The 23028-nt window shown below is 49.7% G+C and carries 14 protein-coding genes; 3 read left to right on the top strand and 11 right to left on the bottom strand.

What is annotated here, in order from left to right; genetic code table 11:
• Nucleotides 1-100: 100 nt before the first annotated feature.
• The 3 genes from Q4E93_RS29470 to Q4E93_RS29460 form a co-directional block, all read right to left on the bottom strand.
• The gene (locus tag Q4E93_RS29470) at nt 101-772 is read right to left on the bottom strand and encodes a HupE/UreJ family protein (RefSeq protein ID WP_303591520.1); all 672 of its coding nucleotides are present in this window, start codon (nt 770-772) and stop codon (nt 101-103) included.
• Nucleotides 769-2148, bottom strand: a complete 1380-nt coding sequence (locus Q4E93_RS29465) for a tetratricopeptide repeat protein (RefSeq protein ID WP_303591519.1) — start codon at nt 2146-2148, stop codon at nt 769-771. The genes Q4E93_RS29470 and Q4E93_RS29465 overlap by 4 nt, the downstream gene beginning before the upstream one ends.
• Before the next feature lie 66 nt (nt 2149-2214).
• A complete protein-coding gene (locus Q4E93_RS29460; RefSeq protein WP_303591518.1) occupies nt 2215-4392 on the bottom strand; it encodes a DUF4331 family protein in 2178 nt (725 codons plus the stop codon).
• Between the two features lie 224 nt (nt 4393-4616).
• Between Q4E93_RS29460 and Q4E93_RS29455 the strand changes: the two genes are divergently transcribed.
• Nucleotides 4617-6908 carry a TonB-dependent receptor gene (locus Q4E93_RS29455; protein WP_303591517.1) on the top strand — a complete coding sequence of 764 codons (2292 nt, stop codon included), beginning with the start codon at nt 4617-4619 and terminating at the stop codon, nt 6906-6908.
• Here Q4E93_RS29455 and Q4E93_RS29450 read toward each other — a convergent pair.
• Genes Q4E93_RS29450 through Q4E93_RS29430 form a run of 5 tightly spaced genes read right to left on the bottom strand, consistent with a single transcriptional unit; the run spans nt 6898 to nt 16641 of the window.
• The gene (locus Q4E93_RS29450) at nt 6898-9138 is read right to left on the bottom strand and encodes a GH92 family glycosyl hydrolase (RefSeq protein ID WP_303591516.1); all 2241 of its coding nucleotides are present in this window, start codon (nt 9136-9138) and stop codon (nt 6898-6900) included. The genes Q4E93_RS29455 and Q4E93_RS29450 overlap by 11 nt on opposite strands.
• On the bottom strand, nt 9138-10349 hold the full coding sequence (locus Q4E93_RS29445; protein WP_303591515.1) for a DUF4998 domain-containing protein: 1212 nt from the start codon (nt 10347-10349) through the stop codon (nt 9138-9140). Before Q4E93_RS29445 ends, Q4E93_RS29450 begins: the two co-directional genes overlap by 1 nt.
• A 14-nt stretch (nt 10350-10363) precedes the next feature.
• A complete protein-coding gene (locus Q4E93_RS29440; RefSeq protein WP_303591514.1) occupies nt 10364-11536 on the bottom strand; it encodes a DUF5000 domain-containing lipoprotein in 1173 nt (390 codons plus the stop codon).
• Between the two features lie 10 nt (nt 11537-11546).
• Nucleotides 11547-13442 (bottom strand): RagB/SusD family nutrient uptake outer membrane protein, encoded by a 1896-nt coding sequence (locus Q4E93_RS29435; protein WP_303591513.1) that lies wholly within the window; start codon nt 13440-13442, stop codon nt 11547-11549.
• Nucleotides 13443-13461: 19 nt separating this feature from the next.
• The gene (locus Q4E93_RS29430; RefSeq protein ID WP_303591512.1) at nt 13462-16641 is read right to left on the bottom strand and encodes a SusC/RagA family TonB-linked outer membrane protein; all 3180 of its coding nucleotides are present in this window, start codon (nt 16639-16641) and stop codon (nt 13462-13464) included.
• A gap of 138 nt (nt 16642-16779) precedes the next feature.
• On the opposite strand from Q4E93_RS29430, the gene Q4E93_RS29425 reads away from it, so the two are divergent.
• Both Q4E93_RS29425 and Q4E93_RS29420 read left to right on the top strand, forming a co-directional pair.
• Nucleotides 16780-17517 (top strand): GntR family transcriptional regulator, encoded by a 738-nt coding sequence (locus Q4E93_RS29425; protein ID WP_303591511.1) that lies wholly within the window; start codon nt 16780-16782, stop codon nt 17515-17517.
• Nucleotides 17518-17632: 115 nt separating this feature from the next.
• Complete coding sequence (locus tag Q4E93_RS29420) at nt 17633-18106, top strand: hypothetical protein (protein ID WP_303591510.1); 474 nt, start codon at nt 17633-17635, stop codon at nt 18104-18106.
• Between the two features lie 7 nt (nt 18107-18113).
• Here the strand turns inward: Q4E93_RS29420 and Q4E93_RS29415 are convergent, their stop codons facing one another.
• The 3 genes from Q4E93_RS29415 to Q4E93_RS29405 are packed head-to-tail and all read right to left on the bottom strand — an operon-like array spanning nt 18114 to nt 23023.
• Nucleotides 18114-19430, bottom strand: a complete 1317-nt coding sequence (locus Q4E93_RS29415) for a MutS-related protein (RefSeq protein WP_303591509.1) — start codon at nt 19428-19430, stop codon at nt 18114-18116.
• On the bottom strand, nt 19427-20692 hold the full coding sequence (locus tag Q4E93_RS29410; RefSeq protein ID WP_303591508.1) for a MutS-related protein: 1266 nt from the start codon (nt 20690-20692) through the stop codon (nt 19427-19429). The genes Q4E93_RS29415 and Q4E93_RS29410 overlap by 4 nt, the downstream gene beginning before the upstream one ends.
• Nucleotides 20693-20698: 6 nt before the next feature.
• The gene (locus Q4E93_RS29405; RefSeq protein WP_303591507.1) at nt 20699-23023 is read right to left on the bottom strand and encodes an ABC transporter permease subunit; all 2325 of its coding nucleotides are present in this window, start codon (nt 23021-23023) and stop codon (nt 20699-20701) included.
• Nucleotides 23024-23028 lie beyond the last annotated feature (5 nt).

Raw genomic sequence — 23028 nt, 5'->3', positions numbered from 1 at the left:
GATAGGATCGTTTGTTACGATGCAAAAACGTAAAATACAACGGTTTATTGCTTTTTTTCAAGCGTAAAAGTCAGCTTGTCCCCAGGCAGGATGGCGTTTTTTAAATAAAAGACCGTTTGAAGACCCAGTAGCCGGCAATCAACGCTATAAGGATCGATGCCGGATATACAACGAATTTCCTGTACCAGGTTCTCTTTCCGAAAGGAATAATCACCGGCAGGAATACGCAGGCGATAACGATCACCTGACCGATCTCCACGCCTGCGTTGAAAGACAGTACAGATGTGTAGAATTGATTCCCGGGAAGGCCGATCTCATTCAGGGCGCTTGCAAAGCCCATACCGTGGATCAGTCCAAACAGGAACACGATGGCTATCCGCCAGGGTTTCAACTCGCTTAACAGCATATTTTCAATTGCCACAAACATGATTGACAGGGCGATGACGGGTTCGACGACTGCGCCAGGGGCAACCAGGATGCCTTTCATGCTTAAGGCCAATGTAACAGAGTGGGCCACGGTAAATGCCGTCGCCTGCCAAAGGATGGTTTTGGCGCGGGTGCTGAGCAGGCAAAGGCTGGCTACGAACAGGATATGGTCTGTTCCGAAAGGGATGATGTGTTGGACCCCTAATTTCAGATAAAACCAAACCACGTGCGAGACAGGGGCTTTTTCCAGGGCATAATTGATGGCGTGCCCCTGGACAGCCATTGGAAGAGATAACAGCGTCACCGGCAAAAGTAACAGGATTGCGTATGTTGTACGTGTTTTCAAATGATCTTGGTTGAATGTAAGTGACCGGTGGCTTGATCTTGCTGTAAGGAGCGCAGGGTGTCGAGGCTTTCCTTTTTTAATGCTCCGGAAATATTAGGGTCATTTGCCAATCCCTGCTCCAACAGCGCCTTTGCTTCAGTGCGGTGGCCGGTGCTTGCATAGATCAAACCGGCGCGGCAAAGCAAAACGGGGTTCTTGCTGTGTGTCGTCAAAGCCGTCTTAAGATAGGGCAACGCTTCCGGATATTGCTTTTTGCAATAATACATCCAGGCCACCGTCTCGTTGACATCAATATTAGCTGGCCGTCGGTTGTATTCTATCAGCGCATGTCCCAGGGCTTGGTCATATTTTTTGAGCTTTAAATAAGCGTAGGCTAATTCCCGATCTGCATAATGGCCAATATCGTCATTGTTCAGGCTGTTCTGTTCGTCCTTGCTGAGCTCGTTGACGACAATGGCCGTGAGAGAATCCGCGCTTTCTTCTTTACCGGCGAGTTTATACGCATCCGCCCATTCTTCTTTGATGGAGTAATCGTTGATCAATGAATCCGCTGTTCTGTAATATTCGATCGCCTTCGAATATCTTTTGCCGGCGACAGCCACTCTCGCCAGGCCGGACCAGGCAAACGCATAACCCGGTCTTTCATCCAATGCAATCGTGTAATGCATTTCCGCGTTCTTAAGGTCCCCTGTATACTCATATAACCGGCCTAGTTGTATCCTTGCCCATTCAGTAGTCTCATCACCCTGGCCACCTGCATCCACCGCCATTTTCATCGCATCGATCGCTCCCGCGTAATCTCCGTGGATCTCCCGCAGATAGGAGATACGTGAGTAGGATCTTATGTCCGGCCGAACGGACACCATTCTGTCAGCATTTGCCACTGCCGAATCATAATGTCCCATTTCCACATTTCCATCTATCAGCAATCCATAAATAAAAGCATTGAAGGGGTTGATCTTTTGAGCTTTCTCAGCCAATGCCAGTCCATCGGCGAAATGGTGCTGGGATAAATAAACAAGGGACTTCAATGATAAAGCCTCAAAGTTTAAGGAATCCTGCTGCAATACCTTGTTGACGCATTTCAAAGCGGCTCTGTCATAATACATATAATTACCGGTGATCCGGGCTTCCTGGACAAAAAGGGTAGTGAGCGCAAGAATAGATTTCGTATCCGTCGGATCCTTTTTAATCTTACTCCGCAAAGCAGTGACATAATCCCGTCGGATGGCCCATTCGTTTGAACCCGCGAAAGCGACTTTTCTTTCCAGCAAGTCGTCCAGTTTATTTTCCCGGGTATTATATCCGATGGCAATGACGGCTATCGCCAGGACCATAGCGACCAGGCTGATGGCATACCAATATTTCTTGTTCATAATTTTGATAGTTCTGATAGAAGCAGGCCCGTTATTGACAGACGGGCCTGCTTCCAATGTGATTGTTTATTCTTTAACGACCTGAATTGTTTGTCTGGGGCTGCCGTTGCGAACGGCGTTGATGAAATAGGCGCCTTTCGCCATGTTGGATGCATTCCAGGGAACCGAATAAGTACCCGGCTGCATTTTTCCGTCGACCAGGACCTTCATTAGTCTCCCGGTTGCGTCATATATTTCGATCTTCACCTGGGAGGTGGTTTCGAGATGGTACCTGATCGTATTGTTGTCGACAAAAGGATTAGGAGATGCGCTGACGAAGATTTCCGGCGCTGAAATTTCCAGCGTAGGAGTTGATTTATAAACATCCGATTCATCCAGGGAAGAGGCGACCGTATTGTTCTTATTATACTCAGCAGGGACACCGCAACAATTGTTCGATCCCGACCATGGCGTCTGCACGTAGGGGAAGGACATTTTAAAAGTGGTGTCGTTGGTGTTCACACCGGTGTTATAAGTCAGCACGTTCACCAGATCGGTGGTGACAGGATTTGCGCCTCCCTTATAATCATCATACCACAATCCTATGGCGGCAAGGACCACTCCACTGACGGCTTGCAGCTCGATCCTGGTAACATCGTCTTCCAACCTTCTTCCATTGGGGAAGCCGTCCATGTTTGGGATGAACTGGAGAGAAAGGTTCTTATTGTAAAGGGTGTCAGTAAGGCCCAAAACAGCAGCCTGAACCAATCCGAGCGCACTGAACTTCGGATCATTTCTCGGGGTGGGGGGGACCGCCATATTCAAACGCAGCATATCCCCTCCATTCGGCAGAAAATTGCTGATGAAAGGCTTGCCGGCAGCCAAAGGATTTCCTTTCTTGCCGGTGGCTAGCTGATAAGGCCGCAAATTAGGCACGCCTGTATGGAAGATGGGCCATAAGTCCACCGACCGGGGAGATCTAGGCGCGGGCAGCAGCAATTTTCCAAAGGCAGCATCATCCAGCGCGGTACCTGCCAGGGACGCACTTCCTTTCAGGCCATACAACCCATCCTGGTTGTTCCCAAACCCAAAAGCACCCAATGAATTTCTTTGAATGCGCAGGGACTTCAATGCCGGAACGGCGCCTCCAAAGTAAGTATCATCCATATACAAAGCCAATTCAGGATTATAAAAGTAATTCCCGAATGTTTTGATGTTGGGCAGGTCTTCATAGGGCGTTAAGAAATTCCAGAGGTCTTTTTTGCCGATGGGAATGACCGCTTCATTTGTGAGCGGCATACCTAATCTTGAGATCTGCACCCAGGGTCCGAATGAAGATTCAAGGTCCCTGCTATGATCGTCCCAGTCATGGTCGTCCCGGCCGTCCCGGTCATTTCTTCCACCATAGTGGTCCTCTTCGACCCTTGGCTTGTTAAGTGTCCTGATCTTCTTTCTGCTGGCGGAAGCCCATACCCCGATGACATAATCCGGATCCAGGATGTTCTTTGCCTGGCTGACGGATTTGTGGTCTTTTTGCAGATCGGCGATATCCACCTGCAGGGCGATGACAGACACATTCTTGCATTTCAATGCGTCCATTGGCCTGGTGCCCGTCGTCCGTGGTGCATCCCCCAGATCGAAAATCCCACCCAAGTCGACGAAGAAGGGATCATCTGCCGTGCCGCAAAAAACCTTCTCTCCTGTGCTTGCCGTGGTAATAGCGCTATTAATTAATGTATTGTAGTCCCCTACGTCAAGGCCCACCGGCGAACTGATCGAACGGGGTCCGATGTTTGGCGGGGGCACGATGCCATTGCGGACAATGGTCTCAAATCCTCTTCCCCATTCCCGGCTTTTCTCCAAAGTGTAAGTGGTTTTCAGGTTCTGCTTTCCCAAACGGATATTAAAGAAAGTAGTAGGGTCCTGGTTGGTTTTGTGAAACGTGAACCGGTAAACAATATCATCCCCTTTGGTACTGACATCGTTGTCGATGTGGATCTCATAACGAATGTCCTCGCCGAATTGGTAATAGTTGGGGCCGTTGAAGGGCAATTGAGCGGGAATGTAATTGGCAAGGATCGTTATCTTGTCCGGGTGATCCGGACTTCGGAATGCATACAGATCGGTGTTGTCGGCGAGCGGATCATTGGCAATCATCGGCGCTTCCCGGTGGCTGGAAGACATCAAGACACCGGAAACAGCCACCAGACAAACGACGGCCATAAAGGCCACGATCCCTCTTCCAGTATTGAATTGCTGATTCATAAACAGATTTTTACTTTAATAAATAAATGACAGGAACCTGAACAGGGTAGGGATTGTAAAATGTGTTTAGGTAGGACGGGAAACGCTATGCATAGGTCCCATAAACTACGGTAAATCGGAGTGGGGAGATTTTATTTGTCAGGATATATTTCTATATCCGGTCTCAAAATCCGGCGCGACATTTTGTTCGTACGTTTCCGGGCGGGTCCCTAAAAGTTTTGTATATGAATTTCAGGTGTACGCGTTTTATGCTGGTGAATTTACTCGTGCTTGTCATGGTATTGCAGCCGGCGGGCGCACAATCCATCCTTACAACGCTCAGAGGGAATATCACCGACGCCGCAAGCATGCAACCGCTGGAGGGGATCAACGTGACCTTAATGCCCGGACAGGTCACCGGGATGACTGATCAGGCCGGAAATTTTCACTTCATGCATATTAAAGGAACACCCGAAAGCATCGTGATATCTTCCATTGGTTACGAAACAAGAACTGTATCTCTTGCGGATCTTAAAGTTCCGGAACTTCATATTTCCCTCAACGCTCAAAATATAGCTTTAAGCACGGTGACCGTCTCTTCGCAGCCGGGAGAGCAATACAGGTCCATCAGCAAGGCCGATATCGCCATGCGGGGCGTAAATAATTCACAGGAGGTCTTACGGATCATCCCCGGGATGGTGATCAGCCAGCATCAGGGAGGGGGCAAGGCAGAGCAGATATTGGTACGGGGATTCGACGCGGATCACGGCACCGATCTCAGGGAGGACGTAGATGGAATGCCCATCAATATGTCTTCCCATGCGCATGGGCAGGGTTATGCCGACAGTCATTTCATCATACCCGAGACAATTGAAAGCGTAAATTTTAAAAAAGGTCCGTATACGGCCGCCAAAGGTGATTTTTGTACCACAGGCTTTGTTGATTTTAATACCCGGGAGTCGCTGCCCGGCAACAGTATTAAGGCGGAGGGCGGCATGTTCAATACTTTTCGCTTTTTAGGCCTCTTCAATCTCTTGCGTGAAAAAGCCAGAGCCCGGCAGCAATCCTGGTATGCAGCTTCGGAATATGGATATTCAGACGGATATTTTGACAACCCCCAGCACTTCAAACGCTTCAATTTATTCACAAAGTACAATGGAAAAATTTCGGAACACCATTACCTTACTGTTTCAGCGACCACCTTCCGGAGCAAGTGGAGTGCTTCGGGACAGATCCCTGATAGGGCTGTGTCCGAACATATCATCGGATTCTACGGGGCCATCGATCCGTCGGAAGGGGGTGAGACTTGCCGTACCAATGTCAATGTAGCGCTCGTCACTTCCTGCGCCAATGGAGACCTCTTCAGGAACCAGGTGTTTTATTCCAATTACCATTTCGATCTGCATACCAACTTCACTTTCTTTTTGGTGGATACCATAAATGGGGATGAGATCGGACAAAAGGAGGCAAGGGACCTCTTTGGATACAACGGTAGTTATGAACACACTGGTTATACCGGCGCCACAAAGGTTACTACGGAAGCCGGCGTGAATATACGGCAGGATCTTATTCACCATTCCGGATTATCCCATACCCTCGACCGGCTTGTCACGCTGCAGCAGATAAAGCTGGGCGACATCAATGTGACGGATATTGCGTCCTATGCCAGCGAGACCTTCACCTTTAACGAGCGTTTCAGCATCAATGCAGGGCTACGTTTTGACAAATTCTTTCACCAATATGATAATAAAACCGTCCGCGATATTACGCTGCCAGGGATCGGCACTTATAAGGAAAGTGCGCATACGATCAGCCCCAAGCTTAATATTTATTATCATCTCAATGGAAAGACCCAATTTTATCTGACCACCGGACGCGGCTTCCATTCGAATGATGCAAGGGTGGCGGTTGTGAAAAATGGCTCCGCCACCCTGCCTGCCGTCTATGGCGTCGACCTGGGAACGGCGATCAAACCGCTGAAGGACGTCCTGGTCAATGCATGCATTTGGTACATCTATCTGCAGCAGGAATTCGTATATAATGGAGATGGAGGTGATGTTGGCTTTAGCGGCCGGACGCGTCGTGTGGGTTTTGATCTTTCCGGAAGGTACCAGCCTGCCAGGTCGGTGTATATTGACTTGGACCTGAATTATTCCCATGGGAGAGCTCCCGGTAATCCGAAAGGAGCAGCGTATATTCCCCTGGCGCCTGTATGGACAAGCGCCGGAGGAGTAACCTATACCAGAAAGAACGGCTTCAACGGAAGCCTGCGCTACAGGATGATGGGCAACCGGCCGGCCAATGAGGATTATAGCCTTAAGGCAGTGGGATATTTTGTCGCTGACGCTGTCATTAACTTTACGAGGAAGAAGTACGAGATTGGCTTCGTGATCAATAATATCTTAAATACAAAATGGAAAGAAGCCCAATTCGATACCACCACCCGTCTGAAAGGGGAGGCGCAGCCTGTCGATGAGATCTGTTTTACGCCCGGGACCCCTTTGGGTGTAAAGTTGCGGGGTACGTTTAACTTTTGATATTTGCGGGAGAGGGACCCATCCACAATTCGAGCCTACCTCCATTGACGATGTCCTTAAAGCTTATATTAAGGTCTTTCACCGGCTTCCCATTGAGCCTTATCGATTGGATATAAATATTCTGTGTCGAATTATTATGAGCCTTGATGACAAATGCCTTTCCTTTGTAATAATGGGGATCCAGGTTGATCGTTATTTCGCTGAAAAGGGGGCTGGTGATATCTATCCGGAGGTCGGAGGACGTGCCGCCATTCATTTCAAACAGACCCAGGGCGCTGTTGACGAACCAGGCACCCATCTGTCCTTCATCCTCATCGCCATTCCATCCGACATAGGGAGAGGCGTCATAGAATTTGTCAAGTATTTTCCGGGTATAGTATTGGGTCAGGTCGGGCCGGCCGGCGTAATTGAACAGAAATGACGCCTGCATATTAACTTCGTTGCCGTGGTTGATATAATATTCCGCGGACTGGCCCATGGTGCGATCCAATGCATGGGCGGCGAATTTGTGAAATTCGGACCTTGAGAAGCCTTCCGTGAGCCTGTTGAGAAAAGTGTCTTTCCCCATTTCGGCGATCACGCCGGGGACGTCATGCGGTACGTAGAATGAGTATTGCCAGGCATTGCCTTCCACGAAGTGGTTGACAGAGAATTTGTCGAAATCGGGGATGTATGTTCCGTCTTCTTTTTTGGGTGTAACGTATTTGTTGGCAGGATTGAAGACATTCCGCCAGTTGGCGGACCTTTTTAAAAAGAAGTGATAGTCCTCGCTTTTCTGCAGGAATTTTGCCATTTGCGCCACGCACCAATCATCGTAAGCATAGTCCAGGGTTTTGGATGTCACGCCTTTTTCCACCGGAACGAATCCCATCCGGGCATAGGTGCTGATCTGAGGGTTGCCGGGATTGCCACCGCAGGTGGGAGAGGGTTCCACTTCGACATTCTTTTTCATGGCCTGGTAGGCGAGGCCGGGGTTTTCTTTGACGATGCCTTTCAGATAGGCGCTGGTGATCAATGCCATTTCATGAGAGCCTTCCATGATCCCGGAATATTCGATGCCTGCGGGTCCCTTTGACAGCCAGCCCGTTCTTTCGTACATCTCCAGCTCTGTATCGACCAGTTGCTGAATGGTTCCAGGAGAGGCGAGCGACCAGAGCAGGTTCAGATTCCAGAACGTGTTCCAGAAGGCGTCACCTCCGATCATTGCTTTGCATGATGCCGGCAGCTGCTGCATGTTCTCACAGGCGTCGACATATTTGCCATTGGCATCGCTCATGATCATCTTGGCTGTAAAGCACCGGTAGAGGTTGGTATAGAATTTTACTTTATCGGTCTCCGTACCACCTTTTACTTCGATTGTGCTCAGCTGTTTGTTCCACATGGAGCGGTTGTATTTCACCAGCCTGTCGAAGTCCCAGCCGAAATCGTTCAGCTCTGTTGAGAGGTTCAGTCTGGCCTGGTCAATGCTGACAAAGGATATGCCTGTACGTACGATGAGCTGTACTTCCCTGGCGGTGGGGTAGGTAACGTAGGCGCCTGGCTTAAACCCATGAAATTCATGAAAGGGTTTGCTGAACTGCATGACAAAGAACAGGGTATAGGTGTTAAAATTAGCGGACGAGGTTTTTGCGTAACCTTGTATTTCCTGATTATTCACTTTTGTGATAACGGCGTCCTGCAGATCATAACCATATTCGGCAGGTGGGTCGGCCTGGATGATGATCCTGTTGGTAGGGTCTGCGGGCAAGGTATACCGTTGTACGCCTGTCCTTTCCGTGGCGGTGAGTTCCGCCTTGATTCGTGAATCCAAAAGATAGATGGAATAATAGCCGGGGGATGCATGTTCGTCCCGGTGGCTGAAGCGGGAATGATAACCTGCTCCGGCCCCTTTAAACGGAGCATCCGGAGTGCCGGGACTTAAGGAAAGGTCGCCATTGGTGGGCATGGTCAATAGACCTGCCATTGTCCATCCATGCAAAAAGGAGAAGCCGTGAATACTTCCAATGGAATATTCATAGCCGCCCTGCCATACACTGCCCTGGTTGTCGGGGCTGAGCTTTACCATTCCATGGGGCCGTGTTACGCCCGGGAATAGCATCCACCGGGAATTGGACGTGCCGATCAGGGGATCGACATAATCCACGGGCTGCTTAGCCTGGCTATAGCCTGCAGTAGCCAAGGACAGGAGGGTAATTACCAATAAGGTTGTATTTCCAATGCGGGACATCATTATTGCAGGTCGTGGGTGTAAAAAGTAATTTCCTCCATTGTCATAAAGTTACCGCCGCCCCAATTGGAGAGAAGTTTAAACCTGTAATATCTGAATTTTGGCAAGCCGGCGGGTGCGGTGAATTCTTCTCCGGCTTTTGCGAAGTCAATATCCGCCTGTGTGTTCTGGCCGACCGGCAGGCCGGAGGGTTTTACGGAAGTATAGGAGCCAATCAGCGTCCAGGTACTCCAGCTGCCATCGGGATTAGGGCTGTCGCTGCCATACAGTTCAAAGGTTTTGACGCTTTCCAGATCGTATAATCTGTCATTGGCCTGCCAGACTTTGAACCGGCTGAGCGAGGCCGAAGATCCGGCGTCGAAGGTAAACCAGCAGGGGATTTGGCTTTGCGTCGCAAACCCCGGGGGATCATATTGTTCATCCCAGATATAATTTTCCAGCCAGCCATAACCGCCTTCCAGTACATCGGTGGGTAAAATCATCATAGCGAATTTGGCTTTGTCGAACTGTCTTTCAAATGCGGGTAATGTCGCCTGGCCGGGCGCCGGCGAAAAAAAATCGAACGCCGTAGGATCAGGCTTGTACAAAGACTGGTAGGTCAATGGGCTATTTTCCTGGTAGTCGGGCAGGGTGGTAGTGGTTTCAGCAGGTGGGACGATTATTGTATGGCTGTTGCCGTCGTGCCCTATATAGTCTACGGCTGTTCCGAGATCGCCCTCGGCAGCTCCGCCCCAGGAGAGCAGGATCTGAAGGCCATCTTTGGATTGTGTGATCGATCTCAGGGTCCTGTTGGTCAGCGACGCGACATAACTGTCACCGTAAACGATGCCTGAGCCCAGGAAGGCTACAGACCGGTGGCCAGCGTCATCGTAAGTATATACTGTAAAGTTGTAGTTCCCTTCCACCAGATGGGGAATAATGACATTGATCGTATCTTTTCCTGTAATGTGGCTGACAGCTGCGTCGATGGAATCGACGCCGTTGTTCCAGAAGATCCTGATCTTTTTTACCAAAGGATCATTGCCAAGGATGACGGACAATTGGATGCGTTTGTATCCTGCGCGAACGATCACTGAATCTGCGCGCCCGGGGTAGGTGATCTCTCCGCCGGATAAATATTTCTTATAGGCATCTCCTGTCGTTCTTGTGCAGGATGAAAATATTGCCATGCAGGCCGGAACGATCAGGAAGGCAAAAAGTATTTTCGATTGCATATAGACTGAATTAATTAATGGGTATCGCCCCACATCATGAGTTCGTAGAAATTTACATAGGTCCCGTCAGACCAGTTCTTCAGGGTCTTGAACCTTATATAGCGAACTTTGGGGGCATTTAATGGAAAAACTACCGTTTCACCTGCATTTGCTGCGGCTATGTCGTCCGATGATAGCTGGCCGACCGGCAATCCGGATGGTTTGACCTGTGTGTAGGACACCAGTAGTGTCCAACTTGCGTCAAAGCTTCCGTCCGGGTTGGGGCTATTCGATCCCCAGATCTCTATTACCCGGGGGTTGTGCAGAGAGTAAAAGTACCCGGGGCGCATAAACCAGGTGAGCCTGCTTAATTTAGCCGTTACTCCCATGTCGAAGGTGAACCATTGGGGCATCCTGGCCGCATCTCCCGAGTGATAGAAACCGTCATTGACATCACCGTCAAAGAGGCCGTTGATGTTGCCACTATAACCCAAAGGCGCGTCGCCAGGCAATACGACCCCGTTCATTTTTGTCCGGTCGAGCAATGCTTCATACAGGGGTGTCAGCGTCACGATGAGGGTGTCCGACAAATTTCCCCATCTGTCGCGTACATAGACGCCGAACTTGGTGGGGACGGCTGGCAGGCCTCTTGCAGAGAAGTTACCCGCTTTGAGGTTGGTGTAATTCGTATTGATGGGCGAGAACTGGCCTAAGGAATCATTGGACAATACGACGATGGCCAGGTTCTCTTCGGCAGTGTTTGTATATGCTACGTTGATGCCGCCAAAATCCGGATTGACCACCAGGCTATCACGAACCAGGAAGACCGAAGGAGTAAGGGGATGGACGGTCACGTCGACGGCTGGAGAGACGTTCTCACTTTTATCTACTGCATATAGTTTTACGTCATATGCGTTGGTGTCGGCGAAGCCGACAACGGTGAGGCTGCTGTTGTACCGGCTGACCTTCGTTTCCCTGACCACCCCTTGCCGGGTGGTGTAGAGCGCCTTTATATACAGCAGGTCGGGATCGGTGGGCAGCGAGTAGCTGATCCTGGCAGCTCCGTTGAGGTTGACGATGCTGATATCCGACACCGACCCGGGGGCCACGTTGTCCTTTTCTACAGGACCCAGGCGCTCCTGCTTGCACGCATTGAATGCCAGCAAGATCATTCCGAGGCTGCTGATGAATAATCGGTTAATTTTCATTGTTTATGATTTACCAGCCCGCATTTTGAACGAGATGGGGGTTAATTTGAAGGTCATACTCTTTGATCGGCCAGAAATAATCCCTGGGAGAAAGGAATCTTGGATTATACAGCAGCACTTTCCTATTGTAATCCTCATAAGAGGATTGCAGGATATCCCACCCATAGATCGGCGCGCTTAAGGTCTGGGGCGCCGACTTCCACCGGCGAAGGTCCCAGAAACGGCTGCCTTCAAACGCCATTTCAATTCCGCGCTCCTGGTGAATGATCTCCCGAAGGCCCTTTTGGGTGGTGAATTTGGTGGGTTTGTTGGAGTAGGCAGACCAGGAGCTTTCCACTGAATTCAGACCGGCTCTGGCTCTGATTGGATTGATGTAGGTCAATGCCTGTGCCTGGTCGCCCGTTTCGTTCAGGGCTTCGGCATACAGCAGGTAAAGATCGCCCAGACGCATCACCGGCCAGGGATAGGACTCCACTGTCAGGTTAGACGCCGAGAAGACCAGGTTCCAGTTGACAATTTTTTTCGTGTAATAGCCGGTGATGGAATACAGGCGGCTTTGCTTCTTGCCTGTGTATTGTTCCAATTTACTTTGGATATTATAATTTCCGTTCTTCATGAACCATTTGGAACCATCGAAGGCCATATCAGCGTAGAAACGTTTTTCCCTGTTGAAGTGAAGGCCGATGGTCTCATACCCTTCCTGCATACCCGTATCTGTGGCAGCTGCTGTACGCAGTGCAAAGCGGTTGTCATAATCCCAGGTTTTGTCTTCCTCGATCGGTACGCCATTGCTGGTATAGAAAAGCTCGGCCATTTTCAAAGGGGGCGCCAGCTTCCCTTTCAGGTTGAGGTTAATGTTGTTGGGATCCAGCTGTGGAATGGCATATGTCTGCAGCCAGAATGTCGGGTTTCCGCCGGAGGTCAGTCCCCAGATCAATTCATTGTTCCATTTCTCACAGACGGCATTGCGGATGTTCATTTCCACCTTTATAAATGGATCCACCACCGTCAAAGCCGAATTGAAGTAATAGAGTGTTATGCCTGCACGAGCGGCGGCATCGATGGCTTGCTTACAGGCAGCGGCAGCGGTCGACCATTTTGCGGCATCATATTGGGGGTTAAACAGGGGCTTTCCGTCTTTGCCGTTCATGCCGGCGAAATCATTATTGCCATTGAACAGGGGGCTTGCTGCCGTAACCAGCAGACGGGCTTTGATAGAGAGGGCGGCCACTTTGGTTACGCGGCCCATTTCAGTGGAGCTGCTGGTAATGACCAGCGGCAAGCCAGTGTTGTCATCGCCGGCCGCTGCTTCATCGAGGAGGTTGGAAATATAGTGTACTACCGAATCCACCGGCTGCCTGTAAACTTTCACGTCTTCAGGGGATGCAGTAATGGGCAGGTTCTTGTCAACGATAGGAATGGGGCCGTACATCCGGAACAGGTACCAGTGAAAATAAGCTTTCAGGAATTTTGCTTCTGCCATCCATCGAGTCTTGACATATGGCTGCAGATCGAAGACCTGATCTACATTATCAAGGAATATATTACATGCCCTTATGCCTTGCCATAGGGATTTGCCGTCAAACCCATCCCAATAGTTCATATAGGGGTCCACCTTGTTCATCTCACCCCGTGCAATATTATAGGGATCGAGGTAGAAATAATCTTCGGACATGGGCCAATATGTCCATGCTTCGTCGCCGCCGCTGAAGGCGGGATTCTTATCAGGATGCCCTTCCTGGGGTAAGTAGGAATAGCAGGTGAACAGGTATTTTTCGGCTTCATTCCGGTTGGCAAAAGCATTGTCAAGGGTTGCAATATTGTCCGGCACGATGTCGAGATAGCTTTTCTTACATGCCGGCGAGCATACGAAGAAGAACAATAGATATTTATATAACGGTTTCATTTACGCTGATTTAATGGCCTTATAATTGGATGTTCACACCGGCGTTGAATACTTTTTGCACCGGGTAGCCAAGCCCGTTCCCTCCTTGTTCCGGGTCCCACAGTTTAAAGGCGCTGATCAAAAACAGGTTGGTGCCGTTGAGATAGAACCTCAGCCCGGAAATATGGTGTTTTTTCAATGTTCTTTCTTTGACGTTGTATCCGATCTCCGCGCTTTTCATCCTCAGGAAGGCGCCATTGCGCATCCACCAATTCGAGGGCTGGTTGTTATTATTGTTTTGTGTAAGGCCTAACCGCGGCCAGAAGGCGTACAGGTTCCGGTTGTCTTCGGACCAATGGTCATTTGCGATGACATTCAGCAGTCCGTGCTGGTAGGCGCCATTCGCCACGAAGGGGGATATTGCTGAAGGGTCGATGAACAGGGAAGACCGGGCAGACCCCTGGAAGAAGGTGCTGATGTCAAAATTCTTATAGCCAAAGGAAAAGCCGAACCCATAAATGATCTCGGGAGTGGTAGGGTATCCAAGGCCGTTGACCATGTCCAGGTTGGTGATCTGACCGTCGCCGTTGAGATCGCGGTATTTTATATCTCCCCCTCTTGTTTCGCCGAAATTCTGTTGAGGGGAATTTTTTACATCAGCGTCATCCACGAACAGCCTTTCGGCAATAAGCCCGTACACTTCGCCCAGCGATTGACCGACGCGGGAGAGGTATTTTGAATTGGAGGGGTAATCCGGCTCTTCATTCACCAGCAGCTCACTTGCCGCATAGGTGAATGTGCCTCTCACCTGCAGCCATGCCTGACCGAAGGTCCTGTTATAATCCATGGCTACATCCACGCCTTTTCCCCGGGCGACGCCGACATTTGCGCTTACCGGGGCGGTGAGGCCCATGGTAGAGGGAACATACGCCCGCTGCATCAATATATTGGTTCGGCGTTCCTGGTAGACGTCCACGATAACGTTCAGGGCGTTCCATAATGCAAGGTCCATGCCCAGGTTTTGTTTGTTGGATTTCTCCCATGTAATTCCATTGTTCGCATACCTGGAAATGGATACGCCCGGCTTAGTGTAACTGTAATTGTCCCCGAAGGAAAACCCATAGTTGGGATCTGTCAGGCTGACATTGGACAGATAAAAGAACCTGTCTTGTGCGCGCCCGATCTGGTCATTACCTGACAGGCCGGTGGTGGCGCGAAACTTTAGTTTAGTGACGGGTCCTTGTTGTGACGCAAAGAACTTTTCGTTGTGTACGTTCCAGGCCACGCCTATGGAGGGGAAAAAACCAAACCTGTTGTTTTTTGCAAAACGTTCCGAGCCATTGTAGCCGAAATTCGCTTCCAGCAGATAGCGGTTGTCATAGCCATAGGTGAACCTGCCTGACACGCCCTGGTTCCTGAATGGGAGGGAGGATTGCAGGTCACCGGCGTTGCCGGTGAGGTAATTCCTTTGGATCCCGATGAGCAGGCCGCTGATGTTGTGCACTTTGGCGAATGTCCGGTTGTAATTCAGGGCCAGCTCCTCGTACGTGGTGGTGTTGACGACCTTGTCACCGGGATTGTAGCTAAGGTATTCCGTCGCTGTATTTTCATTCAGGAGCGACAGGACGTATCCTTTCGGGTCTGTGAGGGAGGGGCTGGCGGCATAGAAGAACGGGTTATATTGCCGGTTGAGATTAAAATACGTATAACGCTTGGTAAAGATCATTCCTCTCATGGACAGGCCCTGGGTGATGAATTTCAGATCCTGTTTGAGCTCCAGCTGGACGTTGAGGGTGGAAGTATTGTATTGCTGGTAGCCCGAGACCATGGAAGCGTAAGGGTTGGCATAGACTTCTCCGTTACTGCCGCGGGGAGCGTTCCCGAACAGCGGGTGTTTGACGCCGGGGAGATCCGAGGCGGGAAATATCGCAGGGAACAGGACGGGATTGGCGTTCAATGCGCTTGCAAAGATGGCGCTGCCTGAGGTGACCGGCACGTTATTGTTATAGTCATAGGTTCCGCCGGCGGGGCCGTTGTAATCGTCGAAATCACCGGAGGTCCGCAGGACCGCTTCGGTGGTGGTCGTTAGTTTGACATTGACATTAGACCGGATCTGGTAGCTTTTCAGATCGATGTTACTATTGAAATTGCTGCCTTTTTGCGTTTTCAGCACGCCATTGTCCTTATTGGCTGAAATGGCAATATAATACTGCGCTTTGTTAACACCTCCGCTAACATTCAGATTGACACGCTGGTTGCTGGTGTAATTTTTGATCAATGTCCCGACCCAGTCATTATTGGGATAAAGCAAGGGGTTGTCATGGGCGATGGTATGGTCGATCTTGTTTTGGGTGTATGGCAGCGGGGCCAGTGGATTCCGTGTCAGGGCAGCCTCGTTGGATAATTTCATATAGGTAATATTATCCGCCAGGCGAAAATTCTGAGTGTTGGAGGACAAAGAATTTTCCAAGCGCAAATTTAGTTTTGTGTCGCCGACCTTACCTGATTTTGTCGTCACCAGTATCACGCCGTTGGCGCCGCGTGCGCCGTACAGGGAGGATGCGGCCGCATCTTTCAATATTGAAAATCCAGCGATGTCATCCGGCTGGAGGCGGGCGAGCGTAGTGACGGATGATTCCATACCGTCAATGAGGATCAACGGGTCAATTTTCCCTGAGCCAAATGTTGTTATTCCCCGGATAAAAAATGAGGCATTGTCGGCGCCCGGCTCACCGCTGCGCTGATAGGAGATGAGGCCTGATATGCGGCCGGCCAGCATCGTTGTTAAATTGCTTGTCGGTCCTTTGATCTCCTTGGGAGAGATGGTCGTTATCGAGCTGACGAGGCTTTCTTTTTTTTGTTGTCCATAGGCGACCACAACGGCTTCATCGAGGTCATTCTTTTTTTCCAGCAGGATCACGTCGATGCGTTTTTTCCCATTTACCGGAATTTCCTGCTGCATATAGCCGACGAAGGTAAAAACGAGGGTATCCGCCTTTCCCGGCGATCTCAGCGTGTAATTGCCTTCTTTGTTGGTGGAGGTGCCGGTGTTGGAATGTTTTATTGAAACGCTTACGCCCGGCATGGCCATTCCTTTGTCGTCGGCGACTCTTCCATTTATGATAGCCGGGTCCTGCGCGCTTGCGGATATGAATTGCGCTAACAGGCAGAAAAAAGGAAGGCATCCTGATTTGAAAGCAGTAAAAGTGCGCTCACTCATATGGCTTTAGTATTTGGTTACTTTTGTCTCTACAATTCGAATATGTACAAACATAATTGTTTTATTTTTTCAGACAAATTTTTTTTTGCCTTCTAACAGAGGAGATTGTCGATCTTTGGGAAATTTTTCCTATAACACATGGTGAAGCTCCACATAGATCCCGAAAGTCCCATTCCACTGCATTCCCAGGCGGAACACCTTTTGCGTGCACTCATCAAAGCGCCTGAATATCAGAGTGGTAAGCTGCTGCCTAACGAAGTGGACCTGGCGAGGGACCTGGGCATATCCCGAACGACGTTGCGACAGGCGATCAACAAGCTGGTGTTCGAAGAGCTGCTGGTGAGGAAAAAAAGGAAAGGGACCAAGGTGGCGCACCCTAAAATGAGCTTAAAATCAATGAATTGGCTATCGTTTTCCCAAGAAATGCACGCCCGGGGGGTAGTGGTCAAGAATTATGAGCTGCATATCAGCTGGGTATTGCCGGATGAGCATATTGCTGATTTTTTTGAGATCGGCACGGACAAGAAGATCCTGAAAATGGAGCGATTAAGAGGGGACACTGCGGAACCGTTTGTTTATTTCATATCTTATTTTCACCCGCGGATCGGGTTGACAGGCAATGAGGATTTTTCTATGCCGCTCTACGAAATGCTTGAAAATGAACGATCTACAATAGCTGACCTCTCCAAGGAAGAGATCAGCTCCAGGACTGCCGACAAGTTCCTGGCGAACAAGCTGGAGATAGACACAGGGAGTCCGGTGCTGTTCCGGAAGCGGTATGTTTTTGATCAGGAGGACAGGCCTATGGAGTACAATATCGGCTATTATAAGGCGGATAGTTTTGTTTATACGGTGGAAAGCAGAAGAAACAGATGATCGATATGTTGGTACATAATATTTTATCTTACTAAGTGTTTTAATACAAAACGGGCGATAATAAATATTTTAATAAAACGTATATGAGTGGAAGCATCCTCTAAAATCCAGTCATATGAAAACAATAATAATCGCCGCTCTTTTACTCATCTTCTCTATTTGCCGTAGTGCAACCTGTCAGGCTCAAATGAATCCATGCGCGCACTTTCTTTCACCTGTTCTATCCTTGTCGGCTGGTGGCCCGTACAATCTCTTTGCCGAAGGCGGGGTTATGGGTTTTAGCGAAAGGATCGGTGTGTATGCAGGCGCGAAACTTTTCCTTCGGGAACAACCGTCTCCGGCGAAGACCAGCTCTCAATTTTCAGAAACTATCAAGCCCTATGCCCGGCTAAGCTATAGGATCAGTAACCAGGATGCCAGCCTGATCCGGCAATATCTCACTGGCTGGTATGGAGCAAACGGGATAAGAGGGGTAAGCTACAGGCTGGGGGTTATTCTATCGGAATCTACCATGCTGGCATTGGAACCGAACTATTCCCGGGAAAACGGGAAAGGGGTGAATATCACCCTGACTGCAAGGCTGGATTGACGCTGTCTTACTCCCCGATCAATTCCAGTATCCTTTCATTTCGTATGATCATCATTCCCTGGCGATCTTCCGTAATGCCTTCCTGCAGCTTGTAAGTATAGCGGGGGAACGGTCCTTCCATGACAGTGGGCATATAGGCAAATTGGATATTGCTGTGACCTTTCAACGCTTCTCCCACTTCGATAATATGGGTGGAGACGATGAAGAGGCAGTCTCTGTATTCGGAAAAGGCTTCGGTCACGGCCAGGGTGCCGTCATAGGCGTCTTTTACATTGGTGCCTTTGAAGAGTTCGTCGAACATCAACAATAGTCTTTTGCCTGTGCTGGTGGCTACAGCTGCCTGTTTTACCCGCATTACCTCCGCATAAAAGTGGCTGTAGCCAAGGTTGATATCGTCTGTTACGTTGATGGAGGAGTAGAGGCCTTCCCGGACGGAGAATTCCATGTCCGTGGCGGCGATGGGGAAACCCATGTGGGCCAGGTACATCCCGATGCCTACTGTCTTCATCCAGGTGGATTTGCCGGCCATATTCGCGCCTGTCAGAAAAAGTACGTTCCTGTCCGTATGCAGGAAGATGGAATTGCCAACGGCGCCTTTGATACAGGGATGACAAAGGCAGGTGGCGGAGAGCATGTTTTTTTCCGCCGGCCAGGCCCGGGCATAAGTAAATCCTTTGGACCGGGCTACTTCGCCCACCGTTATGTACACATCCAGCTCGGCAACGAAGGATAGTATGGTTTCCATCTCTTCATGCACTTTGTTCTTTAGTAAATGATCATAATAAGCCAGGGTCTTTACCGATAAAGCAGCATAGATATCGATATTCCGCAGTTTTTCCAGGCGCCGGTCGGACAATAATGACTTCATGATCTCTATCCGAATCGCAAAAGGTCCCGTCATGGATGGAAGCGTTTCCAGGAAAGCATAACACTTGTTGAGGGCGCCGATGACCGCCTGCAGGCCTTGTACATTTTTCTTAAAGCGTTCGTCCCGGGTTAGACCGGAAAGCCATTTTTTCCAGACGGTACCGGCTAAGGTTAACAGGGGGCTATTGCCTGCTCCCGCATCAAGGTACTCTCTCATCGAGCTGATCTCCTGTACATCAAAAGGGAAGGCCAGCTCTGTCTGCTGGAAAAATCGAAATATGCTGCTGCGCTCATTGATGGCGGCGGCATTGTCCAGTGGCGTCCGGAACATACTATCCAGCAGCTGTTCGCCGCCCCTGGTCCTTACATGGTTGAACAGGCTATAGACGGAACCCTGCCTGAACTTTCCCAGCAGGTGAAGCTCTTCCAATGTTTGCGTATCTATGCTAAAGCTCATGGTGATTGTTTTTTTAATATATCCAGGATGCCTTCGTTCCTGATGATGATCATCCCATGCCGGTCGTCCGTAATACCCCTCTGCAACGTGTAGGTATATTCGGGTTGGTGGCCGTTCATGCGTGTTGGAAGGTAGAGGAACCCGATATTATTCCGTTGTTTCAATGCTTCTCCTGCTTCCACGATATGAGAGGAGATGATGAAGATGCTGGTCTTCTTTTTTGCAAATGCATTGGTTATTGCAACCGTGGCCTCATGGGCATCCTTTACATTGGTGCCCCTGAAGAGCTCATCGAAAATGATGAACAACGATCTGCCCTGGTTCAGCTCCGTAGCCATCTTTTTTACCCGCAGCACTTCCGCGTAAAAATGGCTTGCGCCGATGCCCAGGTTATCCGGGAGGTTGATTGTGGTATAAATACCATCCACCACAGAGAATTCCATGGATGTTGCCGCCACGGGAAATCCCATGTGTGCCAGATATACGGCTGTGCTCACGGATCGCAGGAAGGTGGACTTGCCGGCCATGTTGGCCCCGGTGAGGAAGATAATATTTTGACCGGCGTTCATCGTAACATTGTTGGCAACGGGCGTCTTCAGTTCCGGATGGTACACACCTTCCAGTTTCAGGATGCATGATCCTTTCTCCAGGGCTTTTGGGAAAACGAATTTCAGGTGAACGGCGACTTTTGCCACAGAGAGGCAGACGTCCAGGAAATAGATATGCCGCAGCAATTGCTCAATTTTATGACGTTGGCGGGTCCTGAAGAGGATGTCGTATGCTGCGATGGCAGTGTATGACGGCTTGCCTTTCTCCTTTCCCCGCATCACTGGTTCGAATGCCGGATCGGCAATGAGCAATGTGATGGCTTCGCGCTCTTCCGCGTAGGCAGCATTTCCTTTAATCTCTTTTGTTTCTATAAATTCCCTGCTTTGCTGAATGATCTGTATCACGGATGCTACGCCATTCTGGATCTCCCGCTCACCCAATGTACCCTGCTGGTCCCTCAAATACTTCTCTGTCATATCGATCAGGGCAGCGTCGAAAGGGAAGGTTGTGTTCTGGCGGGCGAAATAGCTGAAAATGCTGCTTCGTTGATTGATGGCCTCTTTGTCCGACAAAGGGTGCAGGAACATCTCTTTCAGGATGGCTTCGCCGCCGCGGGTATGCGTACGGTTGTAAAGGTCGTAGATGCCACCGCCGTTGCGATTGCCGAAAATTCCCAGGTCAATCGTCGTTTGTTCGTCTGTATGCAGAACCATTGTATTTTATTTTCTTTTGCGTCTGATCAACAGGATGGACCCCAGCAACAATGTCAGGGCCGGGAGTATCCAGATATACACTATTTTCAGCACAGCCACACCTGCGGAAGTGACGATCAATTTATTGTCCTTTGGATCGGGGCGGGGTGTATATATGGGGAATTTTCCATAGGCCAGCCAGCTATAGATCGACTCGCCCAAAAAATCGTATCCATTTCTGAGATTGCTTATAAGGTCCGCATCACCGCAGATGGCAACGCGTTGTTGCCGATGGTCGATCTGCCTGGTCAATGCGAGGGCAGTCGGGAAGGACCCTTTGATATCGCCTTCTTCCGGGCTATATACAGGGGGCGTAGAATCTGTGACAAGCCGGCCTGCTTTCAGCCAGGAGCGCTGTGCGTCGGTGATTAACAAAGGGCTTGCGACAAAAGGCCCATGGGCAGTATAAGCAATGCCGGTCGCCCCCGCCAGGAGCTCAGTTGCCGGGACCCCGCTCTTTTTCATTCCCAACAGAATATGATTCTCCGCCAGGTTGCTGCCCGCGATGGTTACTTTCGGGATGATCATATGGGGCATCTCATCTTTCGAAGGTTCGACCAGGGTGCCATCCATCAACTGGACCCCTAAGCGCTGTAACAAAGGATTGAGCACATACTGTTTGCCCGGTTCGCCCAGGATCAGCATATTACCGCCATTGTCTATATAATGCCCGATCTTAGCTATGGCGGCAGCGCTCAGGATGCGCTTAGGATCGGCCAGCACCAGCGCCGTGACATCCGGGGGGATATCGCCGGTGCTTAGTGAAATGGTATCTGCATCAAAGCCATTGTTGATCAATGAGAGCCTGTGATCGATTGCAATAGAATGATCATTGTATTCCCGCTCGCCCTTCTTATAAATGTTGCGTTCCAGGTCTCCCGTTATAAAAAGGATCTTTGGTAATTTAGCCTGCAACAACCGCCGGAATGCGGCAGCGATCTGTTGCTCTGTCGGCCAGAACAGATTGTCGTCAAAAGTTCGCAGAAAGGTGCTCTGCCCTTTGTATTTCAGCTGCATTACGACCCGGAGGTTTTCCGGCAGCAGGTTGATGTTTTTTTTAATCTGTTCCGGCGCCTGGTACAGGGAGAATTTTTGGTCGTAGCCATCCGCCATTTGTTCTCCCATTTGTTTGACGGTCTTGCCGGGAAAGTTCCTGAGCATATATCCATTATCTATGATGCTGTCGTAATCATAATAATAGACATACTTAAACCGGATGTCCGGCTTAAAACGAATAAAAGGGTCCCAAACCTCCGACAAATAATTATTTCTGTTTTCCGGTAGCCCCCTGCCAACACCGGCTCCCAGTATATTGGTATATAAGGTGATCTCCAACGGCTCTTTGCCCAGCTCTTTGATGATCTCCCGGGTGCGGGGGTGCACTGTGTTGCGCTGGCTCGCAGTCATGTCCCAATAGACAGTGAACATGGGGCGAGAGCTGACATAGCCGATCAGTAATACAGATGCCGCCACGGCAATATATCCTCTGGCCTTCACGTACCAGGGTTTGGATTCCCGCCCGCCTTTCAGTTTGAGGATGGTGAACATAATGAACATATAGACGATGGCGATAAAGTAAATTACATCCTTGGATGTCACCAACCCAACCACCATTTTCACGGTGCGTCCAGACATCGAAAGAAAATAGGTGAGGTCCCGTACAAAATCTATTTTCTGCCACAGGCCGCCGATGCGGCTCAGGATGAAGATGGTCACAAAACTGCCGATGGCGGACACGATCTGGTAAATGGTGAGGCTGGACATAAACAAGCCGATGGCAGAAAAGGCGCATATAAGCAAATAAAACCCTATGGATGCGGACAGCAGCATGCCATAATCCACGGATCGGATGTTAAAGGCCCCCGACATCATAAACAATCCTATTATGAAAAGTAACAACAGATTGTAGATCATTACGGCGAGGTACTTTCCCAGGACGATGTCGCGTACCCTGATGGGGGAGGAGTACAGTAATTTAATGGTCCCATTATTGATCTCCCTGCTGATCAATCCCATGGCGAGCAATGGGACGAATAAATACAGGTTCTGGAATGCATTGGCAAAGATGCCGTCAGCGTTTAAAAAAACACGATCAGTCAGTGAAGTCTGTCCGAAATCCGTGAATTTTGGATTATTCCGGACAAGGATATCCTGCCATTTAGCCATGTCATAAAGAGCGTTGGAATAAAAGTAGGCGCCCTGCACCATGAATGCCACCGCCAGGAACCAGGCTACGGGAGAGTAAAAGAGGTTACGAAGCTCAGTCTTCGCGATCTTGCATATCATCTTCATTGAAA

The organism is Flavitalea plasmicola (genome assembly GCF_030546645.1).
Lineage (GTDB): Bacteria > Bacteroidota > Bacteroidia > Chitinophagales > Chitinophagaceae > Puia.
Note: the sequence above shows the minus strand (reverse complement) of the source record. Positions and strands in the feature narration are given on the sequence as shown.